Genomic DNA, 15,073 nt, shown 5'->3' with positions numbered 1-15,073 from the left:
AAGCCCGCGCCGTACCCTAGCTAACCCGGATCGCGAAACTCCTTGGGTGCACCCGGTGACATGGGAACGCTGACGGTCGTGCGTGTTGCGATATCGATACCCTCGGTGGCCACTTCGGCGAGGAAGTCGATCTGCTCCTCGGTGATGGTATAGGGCGGCAGGAAATACACCACGCTGCCCAGCGGACGTAGCAGTGCGCCGCGTTGCAGGGCGTGTTGATAGACCTTGAGCCCGCGCCGCTCCTGCCAGGGATAGGGAGCCTTGGTGGCCTTGTCCTGCACCATCTCGACGGCGACTGCCATGCCGGTCTGGCGTACTTCAGAGACGTTCGGATGGTCTTGGAGGTGGGCCGTAGCGGACGCCATTCTCGCGGCCAGCGCCTTGTTGGCCTCGATGACGCCGTCCTGCTCGAAAATATCCAAGGTTGCCAGCGCTGCGGCACAGGCCAATGGATTGCCGGTATAGGTGTGCGAATGGAGAAAAGCGCGCAAGGTCGAGTAGTCGTCGTAGAACGCCTGATACAGCTTGTCGGTCGTCAGTACCGCGGCCATGGGCAGGTAGCCACCGGTGAGCGCCTTGGACAGGCAGAGGAAATCAGGCGTGATGCCCGCCTGCTCGCAAGCGAACATCGTTCCGGTTCGGCCGAAGCCGACGGCGATTTCGTCGTGGATCAGGTGTACATCGTAGCGATCGCAAGCGTCGCGCAGCAGCTTGAGGTAGATCGGGTGATACATGCGCATGCCGCCAGCGCCTTGAATGAGCGGCTCGACGATGACCGCAGCGATCTGCGCATGGTGCTCAGCCAGGGTCCGCTCCATATGGGCGAACATGTCGCGCGAGTGCTCTTCCCAGCCCATGCCGTCGGGACGCAGATAGCAGTCCGGGCTGGGGACCTTGAAGGTATCTAGCAGCAGCGGCTTATAGGTGTCGGTAAAAAGTGCCACATCGCCCACCGACATGGCCGCCACGGTTTCGCCGTGATAGCTGTTGGTCAGGGTGACGAAACGCTGCTTGTTCGGCTGCTCGCTGTTGCGCCAGTAGTGGAAGCTCATCTTTAGCGCGACCTCGATGCCGGTCGAGCCGTTGTCGGTATAGAACACCCGGTCGAGCCCGGCCGGTGTGATCTGCACCAGACGCTCAGATAGCTCGACCACCGGCTGATGACTGAAGCCGGCGAGCATCACGTGTTCGAGCTGGTCGAGCTGGTCCTTGATGCGTTGATTGATGCGCGGATTGGCATGGCCAAACACATTGACCCACCAGGAACTGACCGCATCCAGGTAGCGTTTGCCATCGAAATCCTCGAGCCAGACGCCTTCGCCACGCCGTATAGGGATAAGCGGAAGCTGTTCGTGATCTTTCATCTGAGTGCATGGATGCCAAAGTACGGAAAGGTCACGCTGCATCCAGCTGTCGTTCAGGTTCATCTTGGCTCCTTGGCATTGGCGTCGACGCAGCCTAGCAGAAACCGGACGATGGCTCTGACTCGGAGCATCTATCTGCTTGCCCGATAATTTGAAACGAAAAAATGCGATTCATTTCGATCTATAAGCCGTTAGGCTAATCCTCCTGTTCTTCTATCGAGACGCAACCATGCAATGGCGCAATTCGCCCAATAACTACGGACTGGTGAGCATCGTCATGCATTGGCTTATGGCGGCGGCGGTGTTCGGCTTGTTTGCGCTGGGTTACTGGATGGTCGGTCTGAACTACTACAGCAACTGGTATCGCACCGCCCCTGATATCCATAAAAGCGTTGGCCTCGTGCTGCTGGCGCTGATGATCTTCAGAGTCATCTGGCGGTTCAGCAGTCGGGGGCCGGGCCCGGTGCCTGGCCATTCCTCGCTGGTGCACCGAGCGACCAAGGTGGGGCATGGCCTCCTGTATCTCGGCCTGTTCGCAGTAATGATTTCCGGTTACCTGATCTCCACCGCAGACGGCCGCGGGATCGAGGTGTTCGGCTGGTTCGAGGTCCCGGCGCTGGTCACCTCGATTCCTAACCAGGAGGACGTGGCCGGCCTGGTGCACCAGTACCTCGCCTGGGCTTTGGTGATCCTGTCCGGGCTGCACGCGTTGGCGGCACTGAAACATCACTTTATCGACCGCGATTCGACGCTTGATCGCATGCTCGGCCGCGCCGATGCCTGAGGTCTCGTTAGACCACCTTTAAACCATTTTTAGAAAGGAGCGACCCAATGTTGAAAAAAACCCTCACCGCACTTGCCCTGAGCTCGATGATTCTCGCTGGCCAGGCGACCGCCGCTGATTATGTGATCGATACCAAAGGACAGCACGCTTTCGTCAATTTCAAGATCAGCCATCTCGGCTACAGCTGGCTTTGGGGCAGCTTCAAGGAATTCGATGGTGGCTTCAGTTTCGACGCCGACAAGCCTGAGGCCAGCAAGGTCAAGGTCAGTCTGGATACGGCGAGTGTCGATACCAACCATGCCGAGCGCGACAAGCATTTGCGCAGCGAAGATTTCCTCAACGTGTCTGAACATCCAAGCGCGACCTTCGAGTCGACATCGGTCAAGCCCACCGGCGAGGGCACCGCAGACATCACTGGCAACCTGACGCTCAATGGCGTGACCAAGCCAGTGGTAATTGCCGCCAAGTTCATCGGCGAGGGTAAGGATCCGTGGGGTGGCTATCGCGCCGGCTTCGAAGGCACTACCACGCTCAAGCTCAAGGATTTCGATATTAAGATGGACCTGGGCCCAGCCTCCCAGACAGTGGACCTTATCATCTCGGTAGAGGGTGTCCGGCAGTAATCGGAAAAACGCTCCATCAGACGCCGGCGCAAAGCCGGCGTTCTGCTTTTTTGCAACGTGACTACGGGCGGGTTCAGGCATTTGCATGATGTGCCGAATCGATAGCGTCAATTGGCGCGATAGCGCATTGGAGACGCGATTGTCTGTTTACAGACATTGGTGAATGTAAGTATATTCCTCGCATTCTGCCATTCGAGTCTGTCCGAGCTGTCCTGCTCGGGTTAGCTGTTCAACGAGGTCGCTTCCGATGTCAATCAAGTCAGCCGGCGCTGCTCTGATCACGCTTTTTGCCACCGCGACGCTACTCAGCGGTTGCCAGGAAGAAGAGGCGGCGCCAGCCGCTGGGCAGCAGATTCCGCAGGTGGGTATCGTGACGCTCGAAGCCGAGCCGTTCACTCTGACTACTGAACTGCCGGGCCGCACCACTGCGTACCGGGTGGCGGAGGTTCGGCCGCAGGTCAACGGAATCATTCAGAAGCGCCTGTTCACCGAAGGTAGTGAGGTGAAGCAGGGGCAGCAGCTCTATCAGATCGATCCGTCCGTTTATGAGGCCACGCTGAAAAGCGCCGAGGCACGGCTAGCCTCGGCCAAGTCGCTGTCTGATCGCTATGGACTGCTGGTCAAAGAGCAGGCGGTGAGCCAGCAAGCCTACGACGAGGCCCGTGCGGCATCGCTGCAGGCGCAAGCCGAACTCGAACGGGCAAAAATCGACCTACGTTACACCAAGGTACTTGCTCCCATCTCCGGCCGCATCGGCCGCTCTGCGGTGACCGAGGGTGCGCTGGTCAGCAACGGCCAGACGCAGGAACTGGCGACCATCCAGCAGTTCGATCCGATCTATGTCGATGTGACCCAGCCGGTGCAGGACCTGATCGCGTTGCGTGCTGACCTGGAAAGTGGCCGGCTGCAGCAGGCCGGAGATAACGTCGCCAAGGCCCGACTGATCCTGCCGGGCGGCGCCGAGTACGGACATGAAGGTACGCTCGAAGTGTCCGAGGTGGCTGTGGACGAGGGCACCGGTTCGGTCACGCTGCGCGCCGTGTTTCCGAATCCGGACAAGAACTTGCTGCCGGGCATGTTCGTCCACGCACGGCTGCTGGCTGGGGTACGGCAGCAGGCCTTGTTGGTGCCGCAGCAGGGCGTTACCCGTAACGCTCGCGGCGAGCCGACCGCGCTGGTGGTAGGCCCCGACAATAAGGTTGAGCTGCGCCAGATCAAGACGGAGCGCGCGGTGGGCAATCGTTGGCTGGTCAGCGACGGCTTGAAACCTGGCGACCGGGTCATCACCGAAGGCCTACAGTTCATCCGCCCCGGTGCCGAGGTCAATCCGCGCCCGGCCGGCAACGTGCAGCAGGCCGGCCAGGCTGATGGGCCGGCAGGTGTACCTGCTGCCGGCCAGGGGGAATAACCAACCATGTCCAGATTCTTTATCGATCGGCCTATCTTCGCCTGGGTTATCGCCCTGGTGCTGATGCTTGCCGGTACGCTGGCGATTCTCAATCTGCCGGTCAATCAATATCCCAGCATCGCGCCGCCAAATGTGGCGATCTCTGTCAACTACCCGGGCGCTTCGGCGCGGACCGTCCAGGACACCGTCGTCCAGGTCATCGAGCAGCAGCTCAATGGCCTCGATGGGTTGCGCTACATCTCATCGGAGAGCAACTCCGATGGCAGCATGACCATCAACGTGACGTTCGAGCAAGGGACCAACCCCGATATCGCTCAGGTCCAAGTGCAGAACAAGCTGCAGCTGGCGACTCCCCTCCTGCCGCAGCAGGTGCAGCAGCAGGGCATCCGTGTGTCCAAGTCGGCGCGCAACTTCCTGATGGTGGTCGCGCTGGTATCCAAGGACGGCCAGCAGAGCAACTTCGATCTGGCCAACTACATCGTCGCCAACATCCAGGATCCGATTTCCCGGACGCAGGGCGTTGGTGACTTTCAGGTATTCGGCGCTCAATACGCGATGCGTATCTGGCTCGACCCGGCCAAGTTGCAGCAGTACCAGCTGACTGCTGTCGACGTCCGCTCGGCGATACAGGAGCAGAACGTCCAGGTGTCATCCGGTCAGCTTGGCGGTTTGCCGGCGCTGAAAACCCAGCAGCTCAACGCCACCATCATTGGCAAGACCCGTCTGGAAACCCCAGAGCAATTCCAGAAGATCTTGTTGAAGGTCAACCCGGACGGCTCCCAGGTACGCCTGCGCGACGTCGCTAAAGTCGAGCTCGGCGCCGAAAGCTATTCAATCCGCGCCGAATACAACGGCCAGCCAGCTGCGGGCCTGGGCATTCGCCTTGCCGCAGGTGGCAATGCATTGGACACCGCCAATGCGGTGCGCGAGACCATATCCGAGCTGGAACCCTTCTTTCCGCCAGGCGTCGAGGTGGTGTACCCCTACGACACCACACCGGTGATCTCAGCTTCGATCGAAGGCGTGGTGCACACGTTGCTCGAAGCCTTCGTGCTGGTCTTTCTGGTGATGTTCCTGTTCCTGCAGAATCTGCGGGCGACGCTGATCCCGACATTGGCCGTGCCGGTGGTAATTCTCGGTACCTTCGCGATCCTGCTGACCTTCGGCTACAGCATCAACACGCTCACCATGTTCGCCATGATCCTGGCCATCGGTCTGCTGGTGGACGATGCCATCGTGGTAGTAGAGAACGTCGAACGGGTGATGCGCGAGGAAGGGCTCTCGGCCCGGGAGGCGACGCGCAAATCCATGGGCCAGATCCAGGGCGCCCTGGTGGGGATCGGCGTGGTGCTTTCAGCCGTGCTCCTGCCGATGGCCTTCTTCGGCGGCTCCACCGGTGTGATCTACCGCCAGTTCTCCATCACCATCGTCTCGGCCATGGTGCTGTCGGTGTTGGTCGCGCTGATTTTCACTCCGGCGCTGTGCGCTACCATCCTCAAGCCGCATGACGGCGATCACGAAGGCAAGCGCGGTTTCTTCGGCTGGTTCAACCGCACGTTCGATCGCGGCACCCAAGGTTACGAGCGCGGTGTGGCAGGTGTGCTCCGGCGCAAGGCGCCCTACCTGCTGATGTATCTGTTGATCGTGGGTGTGATGATCTGGATGTTTACCCGCATTCCCACCGCTTTCCTGCCCGAGGAGGATCAGGGCGTGCTGTTCGCGCAGGTGCAGACGCCAGCCGGTTCGACCGCCAACCGTACCCAAGAGGTGGTCGAGCAGATGCGCGACTACTTGCTGAACGAGGAAAGCGAAACGGTCCGTTCGGTGTTCACCATTACCGGCTTCAACTTCGCCGGTCGCGGCCAGAGTTCTGGCATGGCTTTCATCATGCTCAAGCCCTGGGAAGAGCGCACCGAATCCGGGCAGGGGGTATTCGACCTGGCCCAACGCGCCCAGGGCTATTTCTTCAGCCTGCGCGACGCCATGGTGTTCGCCTTCGCGCCGCCTGCGGTGATGGAGTTAGGCAATGCCACTGGTTTCGACGTCTATCTGCAGGATCAGGCCGGGCTCGGCCACGAGGCCCTGAGCCAAGCGCGTGATAAGTTCATGGAACTGGCGGGGCAGGATCCGACGCTCACCGGGGTTCGCTTCAACGGCCTGCGAGACGAGCCGCAGTACCACCTGATCATCGACGATGAAAAGGCGCGGGCCCATGGGGTTTCGCTCGCAGCGATCAACGACTCGCTGTCGATCGCCTGGGGCTCGAGCTACGTCAACGACTTCATCGACCGCGGGCGCGTCAAGCGCGTTTATATGCAGGGTGAGCCCACCTCGCGGATGAACCCCGAGGATCTAGGCAAATGGTATGTGCGCAACGATGCCGGCGAGATGGTTCCGTTCACCGCCTTTGCCAGTGGCAAATGGACCTATGGGCCGCCCAAGCTGACGCGTTTCAATGGCGTGCCGGCGATGGAGATTCTCGGCTCGGCCGCTCCGGGCTACAGCTCCGGCGAGGCGATGGCGGCGGTCGAGCGGATCGCCGAGCAATTACCTACCGGCATCGGCTATTCCTGGACGGGCCAGTCTTATGAGGAGCGTCTGTCCGGTTCGCAGGCACCGGCGTTGTATGCCCTGTCGCTGCTGGTGGTATTCCTGGCGCTCGCGGCGCTCTATGAGAGTTGGGCAATTCCATTCTCGGTCATGTTGGTCGTGCCGCTGGGTATCGTTGGCGCGCTGGCCTTTACCATGGGGCGTGGGTTGTCCAATGACGTTTTCTTCCAGGTGGGGCTGCTGACCACCATTGGCTTGTCGGCGCGTAACGCGATCCTGATCGTCGAGTTCGCCAAGACCTTGCACGAGCAGGGCATGACATTGGTCGAGGCGGCGATCGAAGCCTGCCGCATTCGTCTGCGGCCTATCGTGATGACCTCGCTGGCGTTCATGCTCGGCGTGCTTCCGCTTGCGATTTCCAGCGGCGCGGGCGCGGGCAGCAAACATGCGATCGGCACTGGTGTGATCGGCGGCATGCTCAGCGCTCTGTTGCTGGCAATATTCTGGGTACCGCTGTTTTATGTCCTGGTGTCTTCGCTGAGTGGGCGCAGAAAAAAGGTCGCTGAAGAACCTAAGGGAGATACCCCATGAACAAGTCGGTAATGGCCCTGGCACTGATGGCGGCGCTGAGCGGTTGCTCCCTGATTCCCGAGTATCAGCGCCCTGATGCTCCTATGGCGGCTAGCTGGCCGGAAGGCGAGGCCTACGAGGGTGCTTTCAGCGCGTCTCAGGGGCAACAGACTCTGGACTGGGAAACCTTCTTCCGCGACCCGGCACTGCGGCAACTGATTGGCGTGGCATTGGAAAATAACCGCGATCTGCGTGTCGCGGCGCTTAACGTCGATGCCTATCGGGCGCTTTATCGCATCCAGCGAGCCGACCTGCTACCAGCCGTGAGCGCTGACGGTTCCGGGAGCCGCACCCGGACGCCAGGAGACCTCAACCAGACCGGGCAGAGCGCGATCAGCAGTCAATACAGCGCGACGCTCGGGGTGTCCTGGGAGCTGGATCTGTTCGGTCGCCTCGGCAGTCTGCGTGAGCAGGCGCTTCAGGAGTATTTCGCCACCGAAGCAGCGCAGCGCAGCACGCAGATCAGTCTGATCGCCAGTGTTGCCAACGCCTGGTTGACGTTACAGGCCGATCAGGCTCTGTTGCAGGTCAGCCGCGACACTTTGAAGACTTACGAGCAGAGCTTGGGTCTTACCCAGCATAGCTTCGATGTGGGTGTCGCTTCGGCGCTCGACTTGAGCCAGGCACGCAGCGCGGTGGATACCGCGCGGGTCCGTATCGAACAGTACACGCGTCAGGTGGCGCAGGATCGCAACGCGCTGACGTTGCTGCTCGGACAGAACATCCCCAGCGACCTGCCGGTCCCTGGCGAATTACAACGAGAACAGTTAGCAGCGTTGCCCATCGGTCTGCCGTCCGATCTGCTGCACAAGCGCCCGGACATCATTCAGGCCGAGCGCCAACTCAGGGCGGCCAATGCGAATATCGGCGCGGCCCGAGCGGCGTTTTTCCCGAGTATCAGCCTGACCGGCGCGGCGGGCACGGCAAGCAGCGAACTGTCTGACTTGTTCGGCGGTGGCTCGCGTCACTGGAATTTCTCGCCGAGTATCAGCGTGCCGATCTTCAATGCTGGCCAATTGCGCGCCAACCTCGATTACGCCGAGATCAGCCGCAACATCCAGGTGGCGCAGTACGAGACGGCTATTCAGACCGCCTTTCGCGAGGTGGCTGATGGTCTTGCTGCCCAGGCCACCTATACGCGTCAGGTACAGGCGCAGCGCGACCTGCTGGATACCAGCGAAGACTACTTCCGTTTGGCGGAACGCCGCTACCGAACCGGCGTGGACAGCTATCTGACGCTGCTGGATGCCCAGCGCCAACTGTTCGATGTGCAGCAGCAATACATCACCGATCGCCTGGCGCAGATGATCAGCGAGGTCAATCTGTTCAAGGCATTGGGTGGTGGCTGGGACATGCAAGCAGAGCCGATCCCCAGCGAAGGCTGATTGTCTTCGAGAGGCGCCAGCCGCGACAACGACTCCTGCGATGCAGACGCACCAACAAAAACGCCGCCCCGAAGGGCGGCGCTTTTATTGGCGCATTTCAGCTCAGCGATTGCGGGTCAGCAAGGCTGGCTTCTCGCCGCGGGGTTTCGTCGGCAGCTGGTCCAGTTGCTCAGCGCTGGGTAGCCGATCGAGCTTCGACTCCTTGTGGATGATGACGGGCTGCTTTTCCTTCGGCTTGGCCGCGACGTCCTGGCGGGCGCCACCGTCATTGTCGATCCGACGGCCTTCGTTCTTGCGGCGTGGCTGACCACCGCGCGATTGCCCCTGCCGTTTGCCTTTACCCTGGCCGGCACCACCTGTCGAGGCTCCAGCGCCGCGCGGGCCTGCCGCCGCACGCGGCTGGCCCGTACCTGGCTGTGCGGGTGCGCCCGGGCGACGGCCACGGCCTTGCTTGTTCTGATAAGGACTGACGTAATCGACGCGATTACCGAAATTGTCCAGCTCGTCATCGAGAAACACTTCCGGATCGCGATCGCTGGGCAGGCGTGGTGGGCGGCTGACCGGAGCGGTGACCGTGTCGGCTGTCGTCGAGCCAGGCGTGGCGGCCTTGGCGTTGCGCGGCTTGTTCCGCCCGCGGCGGTTGCGCTCGCGCTCTTTCGGCTCACCGCTGGATTCCGCTGCCTTGGCAGCGCGCGGCTTGCGCTCGCTGTTGCGGGCAGGTCGCGGTTGACGTGGCTCGCGTACTTCGGGTTTTTCCGCCTCGATGGTACTGGCGTCGAAGCCCATCAGGTCACCGTCTGGAATCTTCTGCTTGGTCATCCGCTCGATGCCCTTGAGCAGTTTTTCCTCGTCGGGCGCCACCAGGGAGATCGCCTCGCCGCTGCGACCGGCGCGACCGGTCCGGCCGATGCGGTGCACATAGTCTTCCTCAACGTTGGGCAGCTCGAAGTTGACCACATGGGGTAGCTGATCGATATCCAGACCGCGCGCAGCGATATCGGTGGCGACCAGAATCCGCACTTGGTTGGCCTTGAAGTCGGCCAGTGCCTTGGTGCGCGCGTTCTGGCTCTTGTTGCCGTGAATCGCGACCGCTGGCAGGCCGTGCTTGTCGAGGTATTCGGCGAGGCGGTTGGCGCCGTGCTTGGTGCGGGTGAACACCAGCACCTGCTCCCAGGCGCCCTGAGTGATCAGGTGGGCCAGCAGAGCACGCTTGTGCGAGGCCGCCAGGCGGAATACGCGCTGTTCGATGCGCTCGACCGTGGTGTTTGGCGGGGTGACCTGAATCTTTTCCGGCTCGTGCAGCAGCTTGCTGGCGAGGTCGGTGATGTCCTTGGAAAAGGTCGCCGAGAACAGCAGGTTCTGGCGCTTGGTCGGCAGCTTGGCCAGGACCTTCTTGACGTCATGGATGAAGCCCATGTCGAGCATGCGGTCGGCTTCGTCGAGGACCAGAATTTCCACGTGAGAAAGATCGATGGCTTTCTGGTTGGTCAGATCGAGCAGGCGGCCGGGGCAGGCGACCAGTATGTCGACGCCCTTGGCCAGGGCCTGCACCTGTGGGTTCATGCCTACACCACCGAAGATCACCGCGCTTTTGAGCGGCAGATCGCGGGCATAGACCTTGAAGCTGTCGTGAACCTGGGCAGCGAGCTCGCGGGTCGGCGTCAGCACCAGCACGCGCGGTTGGCGTGGGCCGTGCCGGTGTTCGCGATCGGGATGCCCGCCCGGGAAAAGAATTTCGAGTACGGGGAGGGCAAAGCCACCGGTCTTGCCGGTTCCCGTCTGTGCCGCGACCATCAGGTCGCGTCCTTGCAACACGGCGGGAATAGCCCGCTGTTGCACCGGTGTAGGCTGGGTGTAACCGGCAGCCTCGACGGCACCGGCTAAAGCCTCGGAGAGACCGAGGGAAGCAAAGGACATGAGTAATCCTGTCTTGTATAGGGCGTTGCCCTGGGATGATCATGCCTGGCTCGAATCGCGACTGGCGTGCGATCCCGTCCGGTCCTGCCGCATTGGAAGATGCTGGCATCCGGGCGTAAGCCTGGCGGAAGCGCGGAGTATAACAGAGCTTGTTAACACCGCATTGCTAGGACAGTGTGGCAGTTCGCAGGTTCATTGACCAGCTCCCTGTTTCGCAGGGAGCTGGATCGATGGGTCAGCGGGTCAGCGGGTCAGCTTCAGGTTGTCCCAAATGGCCAAGCTGGGCTCGGCCTGGTTCAGAGTGTAGAAGTGCAGGCCCGGTGCGCCACCGGCCAGCAGCTTCTCGCACATCTCGCTGATCACCTGCTCGCCGAAGGCATGGATGCTGTCGGCGTCATCGCCGTACGATTCCAGCTGCTTGCGCACCCAACGGGGGATTTCGGCACCGCAGGCATCGGAGAACCGCGCCAGCTTGCTGTAATTGGTGATCGGCATGATGCCTGGAACGATCGGCGTCTCCACACCCAGCTTGCGCACGCGCTCGACGAAATAGAAGTAGCAGTCGGCATTGAAGAAATACTGGGTGATGGCGCTGTCGGCGCCGGCTTTGGCCTTGCGCACGAAGTTGGCCAGGTCGGTCTCGAAGTTTCGCGCCTGCGGATGCATTTCCGGATAGGCGGCGATCTCGATATGGAAATGGTCTCCGGTTTCGCTGCGAATGAACTCCACCAGTTCATTGGCGTAGCGCAGCTCGCCGCTGGCCATGCCCATGCCTGACGGCAGATCGCCGCGCAGGGCGACGATGCGCTTGATGCCGGCATTCTTGTACAGGTTGAGCAGCTCGCGCAGTTCCTGCTTGCTGTCGCCGACGCAGGAAAGGTGCGGCGCGGTGGGCACCTTCACTTCACCGTCGAGCTGCAACACGGTGTTCAGGGTGCGATCGCGAGTCGAGCCGCCTGCACCATAAGTGCAAGAGAAAAAATCTGGCTGGTATTCGGCCAGACGCCTGGCGGTGGCTATGAGCTTTTCGTGCCCGGCGTCGGTCTTGGTCGGGAAGAACTCGAAGCTGAAGTTGTGGCTACGTGGTTGTGACATGACAGTTCCTTTGAGCGATCGGCCGCACCCTCTCCCGTACGAGCAGGCTCGTCGGGAAGTAGGCGCAGCCGCGGCCTCGATTAGTAGCGGTAGCTATCCGGCTTGAACGGGCCTTCGACTTCCACGCCGATGTACTCGGCCTGGCTTGGGGTCAGGCGGGTGATGACGCCGCCGAAGCCCTTGACCATTTCCGCCGCGACTTCCTCGTCGAGCTTTTTCGGCAGCACCATCACGGTGACGTTCTTGGTCTTTTCGATAACCGGCAGATCGGCGAACTTCTCGTTGAACAAGTGGATCTGCGCCAGCACCTGGTTGGCAAAGGAGCCGTCCATGATCCGGCTCGGGTGACCGGTGGCATTGCCCAGGTTCACCAAACGGCCTTCGGCCAGCAGGATGAGGTAGTCGTCGTTCTGTGCGTCGAAGCTGTCCGGGCCGGTGCGGTGGATCTTGTGCACCTGTGGCTTGACCTCTTCCCACGCCCAGTTCTTGCGCATGAAGGCGGTGTCGATCTCGTTGTCGAAGTGGCCGATGTTGCACACCACGGCGCGCTTCTTCAGCGCCTTGAGCATGCCGGCGTCACAGACGTTGGCGTTGCCGGTAGTGGTGACGATCAGGTCGATCTTGCCCAGCAGAGCCGCGTCGACGCTGGCATCGGTGCCATCGTTGAGGCCGCCCTTGTACGGGGAAACCAGCTCGAAGCCGTCCATGCAGGCCTGCATGGCGCAGATCGGATCGACTTCCGAAACCTTGACGATCATGCCTTCCTGACGCAGCGATTGGGCCGAGCCCTTACCCACATCGCCGTAGCCGATCACCAGCGCCTGCTTGCCCGACAGCAGGTGGTCGGTGGCGCGTTTGATGGCGTCGTTGAGGCTGTGACGGCAACCGTACTTGTTGTCGTTCTTGCTCTTGGTGACCGAGTCGTTGACGTTGATCGCCGGGATCTTCAGGGTGCCTTTCTTCAGCATGTCCTGCAGGCGATGCACGCCTGTGGTGGTTTCCTCGGTCACGCCGTGGACGCCCTCGAGAACCTGCGGGTACTTATCGTGCAGGATCTGGGTCAGGTCGCCGCCATCGTCCAGGATCATGTTGGCGTCCCACGGCTGGCCGTCCTTGAGGATGGTCTGCTCGATGCACCACTCGTACTCTTCTTCGGTTTCGCCTTTCCAGGCGAACACCGGAATGCCGGCAGCGGCTATGGCGGCGGCGGCCTGATCTTGAGTCGAGAAAATATTGCAGCTTGACCAGCGGACTTCGGCGCCGAGGGCGGTCAGCGTCTCGATCAGCACGGCGGTCTGGATGGTCATGTGGATGCAGCCGAGGATTTTCGCGCCTTTGAGCGGTTGCTCGCCGGCATATTTGTGGCGAAGGCCCATCAGGGCGGGCATTTCCGATTCGGCGATGATGATCTCGCGACGGCCCCAGGCGGCCAGGGAAATGTCGGCGACCTTGAAGTCGTTGAAACCGGCAGGCGTCATGACAGCGCTCATTGAAGAGTTCTCCATTCGTTTTGTGCGAATGGGCGCCGTTGATGCGTATGGTTAACGCCCCATCCGAGCCTGACAGGTGAAACCTGATGTGGATCTGCCGCGGCGCGACAAACAGGCCGCGTGGCTTGCGAGATCCAAAACAGGCTTTCGCCCTGCTGCAGCGCCCCTCGGACAGGTGGCGGGCACGGCCGAGCGGTGTCGGCGGTGTGAAGCTCGGCGATTATAGCCGTGACCGCGCGCAATCCCAAGCCCGACGCAGTGCTACCTGTCAGCGACTGTCGCTGCTGTCCCGATGCAGATATTGCGAACCAATCGGCCGATGCTAAGCCCCTGTACCAGAATCGAGAACAGCACTACCAGATAAGTGATGTTGAGTAGCAGGTTGCGCTCTTCGCTGGCGGGCAGCGCCAGGACCAGCGCCACCGAAATGCCGCCGCGCAGCCCACCCCAGGTGAGGATGCGAACGGTGCCGTTGGGTAGCGCACGACCCATCCTGCGCAGCAGCAGAGCAGGCGGGCCTACCGCGGCCAAGCGTGTACCGAGGATCAGCAGCGTGACGCACAAGGCGATCAGCAGGTATTGCGCGCTGAAGGGCAACAAGACCAACTCCATGCCGATCAGGACAAACAGCACCGCATTGAGAATCTCGTCGAGCAGCTCCCAGAAATTGTCCAGATTCTCCCGGGTGTGGTCGGACATCGCGTGGCGGCGGCCCTGGTTACCGATGATCAGTCCGGCCACCACCATGGCGATCGGGCCGGAGACGTGCAGATGGGTCGCCAGGGTGTATCCGCCAAGCACCAGCGCGAGGGTCAGCAACACCTCCACCTGGTATTGATCGATGCTCTTGAGTAAGGCGAAGGTCAGCGCGCCGAGCAGGGCACCGAGCAAGATGCCGCCCCCGGCCTCTTCGAAGAACAGCCAGACGGCCTCGCCGGCCCCCGGCGCCTCCCCTCGTGCCAGCACACCCAGGAGCACGGTGAACACCACAACCGCGACCCCGTCGTTGAACAGTGATTCGCCGACAATGGTGGTCTCCAAGGCTTTTGGTGCGCCCGCTGAGCGCATGATGCCGAGCACCGCGATAGGATCGGTCGGCGAGATCAGCGCACCGAACAGCAGACAGTAGATCAATGGCGGTTGCAGTTCGAATAGGTCGAGAATGTACCAGGTGCCGAATCCGATCACGGCGGTCGAGAACAGCACGCCGACGGTTGCCAGCAAGCCGATTGCCCAGCGGCGGGCACGCAGGTCGGCCAGGTTGATGTGCAGTGCGCCAGCGAATAGCAGAAAGGAAAGCATGCCATCCATCAGCAAGTGATTGAAATCGATACGCCCGACCAGTGTTTCGATCTGCTGTTCGATCGAAGGCAGGCCTAGCAGCGCCAGGCCGTGCAGCAGCACCGAAAACAACAGCGCGGTCGCCATTACGCCGATGGTCGGTGGGAGACCGATGAAACGGTAATTGACATAGGCGAGCAGCGCCGTGAGGCTGATGAAGATGGCTGACAGTTCGAGCATGAACTCCGGATACCTTTCGCAGGTGGGTTAGGCAATGGACTGGCATCGGTGCAGTTGGTGCCGAGCAGCGCGCTGCGACCGGCCGCAAGTACGGCGAGGCAAGGCAGGCATGGCGGAGCGGCACCTGCCGCCGGCAGATTATCCCCGCGCTTATGTGTGGCAGCGCCCTTTGGGTGCGAGCATCCTGAACCGTGGGCGCGTGAGAGTCGCCGCTATCCTCCGCCCGTCTTTGGCGATCCATCCGAACGTGCTGGTGGACGTACGGTCAAACGGGAAGCTCTGGTGAATCTCGCCGGGCGAAACCAC

10 protein-coding genes and 1 riboswitch are annotated in these 15,073 nt (G+C 61.4%); of the genes, 5 read left to right on the top strand and 5 right to left on the bottom strand.

The window, feature by feature from the left end; genetic code table 11:
• Window positions 1-20: 20 nt before the first annotated feature.
• Window positions 21-1,427 carry an adenosylmethionine--8-amino-7-oxononanoate transaminase gene (locus tag UF78_RS20095; protein WP_045163983.1) on the bottom strand — a complete coding sequence of 469 codons (1,407 nt, stop codon included), beginning with the start codon at window positions 1,425-1,427 and terminating at the stop codon, window positions 21-23.
• 166 nt (window positions 1,428-1,593) lie between these two features.
• Here UF78_RS20095 and UF78_RS20090 point away from each other — a divergent pair, with 166 nt between their 5' ends.
• From UF78_RS20090 to adeC, 5 genes are all read left to right on the top strand, one after another.
• Window positions 1,594-2,148, top strand: coding sequence for a cytochrome b (locus UF78_RS20090; RefSeq protein ID WP_045163982.1), 555 nt, complete (start codon window positions 1,594-1,596; stop codon window positions 2,146-2,148).
• 47 nt (window positions 2,149-2,195) lie between these two features.
• Entirely contained in the window at window positions 2,196-2,771 is a 576-nt protein-coding gene (locus tag UF78_RS20085) for a YceI family protein (RefSeq protein ID WP_045163981.1), read from the top strand.
• A gap of 247 nt (window positions 2,772-3,018) precedes the next feature.
• The gene (locus tag UF78_RS20080) at window positions 3,019-4,179 is read left to right on the top strand and encodes an efflux RND transporter periplasmic adaptor subunit (protein ID WP_045163980.1); all 1,161 of its coding nucleotides are present in this window, start codon (window positions 3,019-3,021) and stop codon (window positions 4,177-4,179) included.
• A 6-nt stretch (window positions 4,180-4,185) separates the two neighbouring features.
• On the top strand, window positions 4,186-7,320 hold the full coding sequence (locus UF78_RS20075; protein ID WP_045163979.1) for an efflux RND transporter permease subunit: 3,135 nt from the start codon (window positions 4,186-4,188) through the stop codon (window positions 7,318-7,320).
• Window positions 7,317-8,744, top strand: a complete 1,428-nt coding sequence (gene adeC, locus UF78_RS20070) for an AdeC/AdeK/OprM family multidrug efflux complex outer membrane factor (RefSeq protein WP_045163978.1) — start codon at window positions 7,317-7,319, stop codon at window positions 8,742-8,744. Before UF78_RS20075 ends, adeC begins: the two co-directional genes overlap by 4 nt.
• Before the next feature lie 102 nt (window positions 8,745-8,846).
• Here adeC and UF78_RS20065 read toward each other — a convergent pair whose 3' ends face one another.
• The 4 genes from UF78_RS20065 to UF78_RS20050 form a co-directional block, all read right to left on the bottom strand.
• Window positions 8,847-10,661: a DEAD/DEAH box helicase gene (locus tag UF78_RS20065; protein ID WP_045163977.1), complete on the bottom strand. Its 1,815-nt coding sequence runs from the start codon at window positions 10,659-10,661 to the stop codon at window positions 8,847-8,849.
• A gap of 243 nt (window positions 10,662-10,904) precedes the next feature.
• The gene (gene metF, locus UF78_RS20060) at window positions 10,905-11,756 is read right to left on the bottom strand and encodes a methylenetetrahydrofolate reductase [NAD(P)H] (RefSeq protein ID WP_045163976.1); all 852 of its coding nucleotides are present in this window, start codon (window positions 11,754-11,756) and stop codon (window positions 10,905-10,907) included.
• Window positions 11,757-11,836: 80 nt separating this feature from the next.
• The gene (ahcY, locus tag UF78_RS20055) at window positions 11,837-13,246 is read right to left on the bottom strand and encodes an adenosylhomocysteinase (RefSeq protein WP_045163975.1); all 1,410 of its coding nucleotides are present in this window, start codon (window positions 13,244-13,246) and stop codon (window positions 11,837-11,839) included.
• Window positions 13,247-13,269: 23 nt separating this feature from the next.
• Window positions 13,270-13,421, bottom strand: a riboswitch (S-adenosyl-L-homocysteine riboswitch).
• An 86-nt stretch (window positions 13,422-13,507) separates the two neighbouring features.
• The gene (locus UF78_RS20050) at window positions 13,508-14,767 is read right to left on the bottom strand and encodes a cation:proton antiporter (RefSeq protein ID WP_045163974.1); all 1,260 of its coding nucleotides are present in this window, start codon (window positions 14,765-14,767) and stop codon (window positions 13,508-13,510) included.
• Window positions 14,768-15,073: the final 306 nt, after the last annotated feature.

The sequence above is a fragment of the Stutzerimonas stutzeri genome, from assembly GCF_000952685.1.
Lineage (GTDB): Bacteria > Pseudomonadota > Gammaproteobacteria > Pseudomonadales > Pseudomonadaceae > Stutzerimonas > Stutzerimonas stutzeri_E.
Note: the sequence above shows the minus strand (reverse complement) of the source record. Positions and strands in the feature narration are given on the sequence as shown.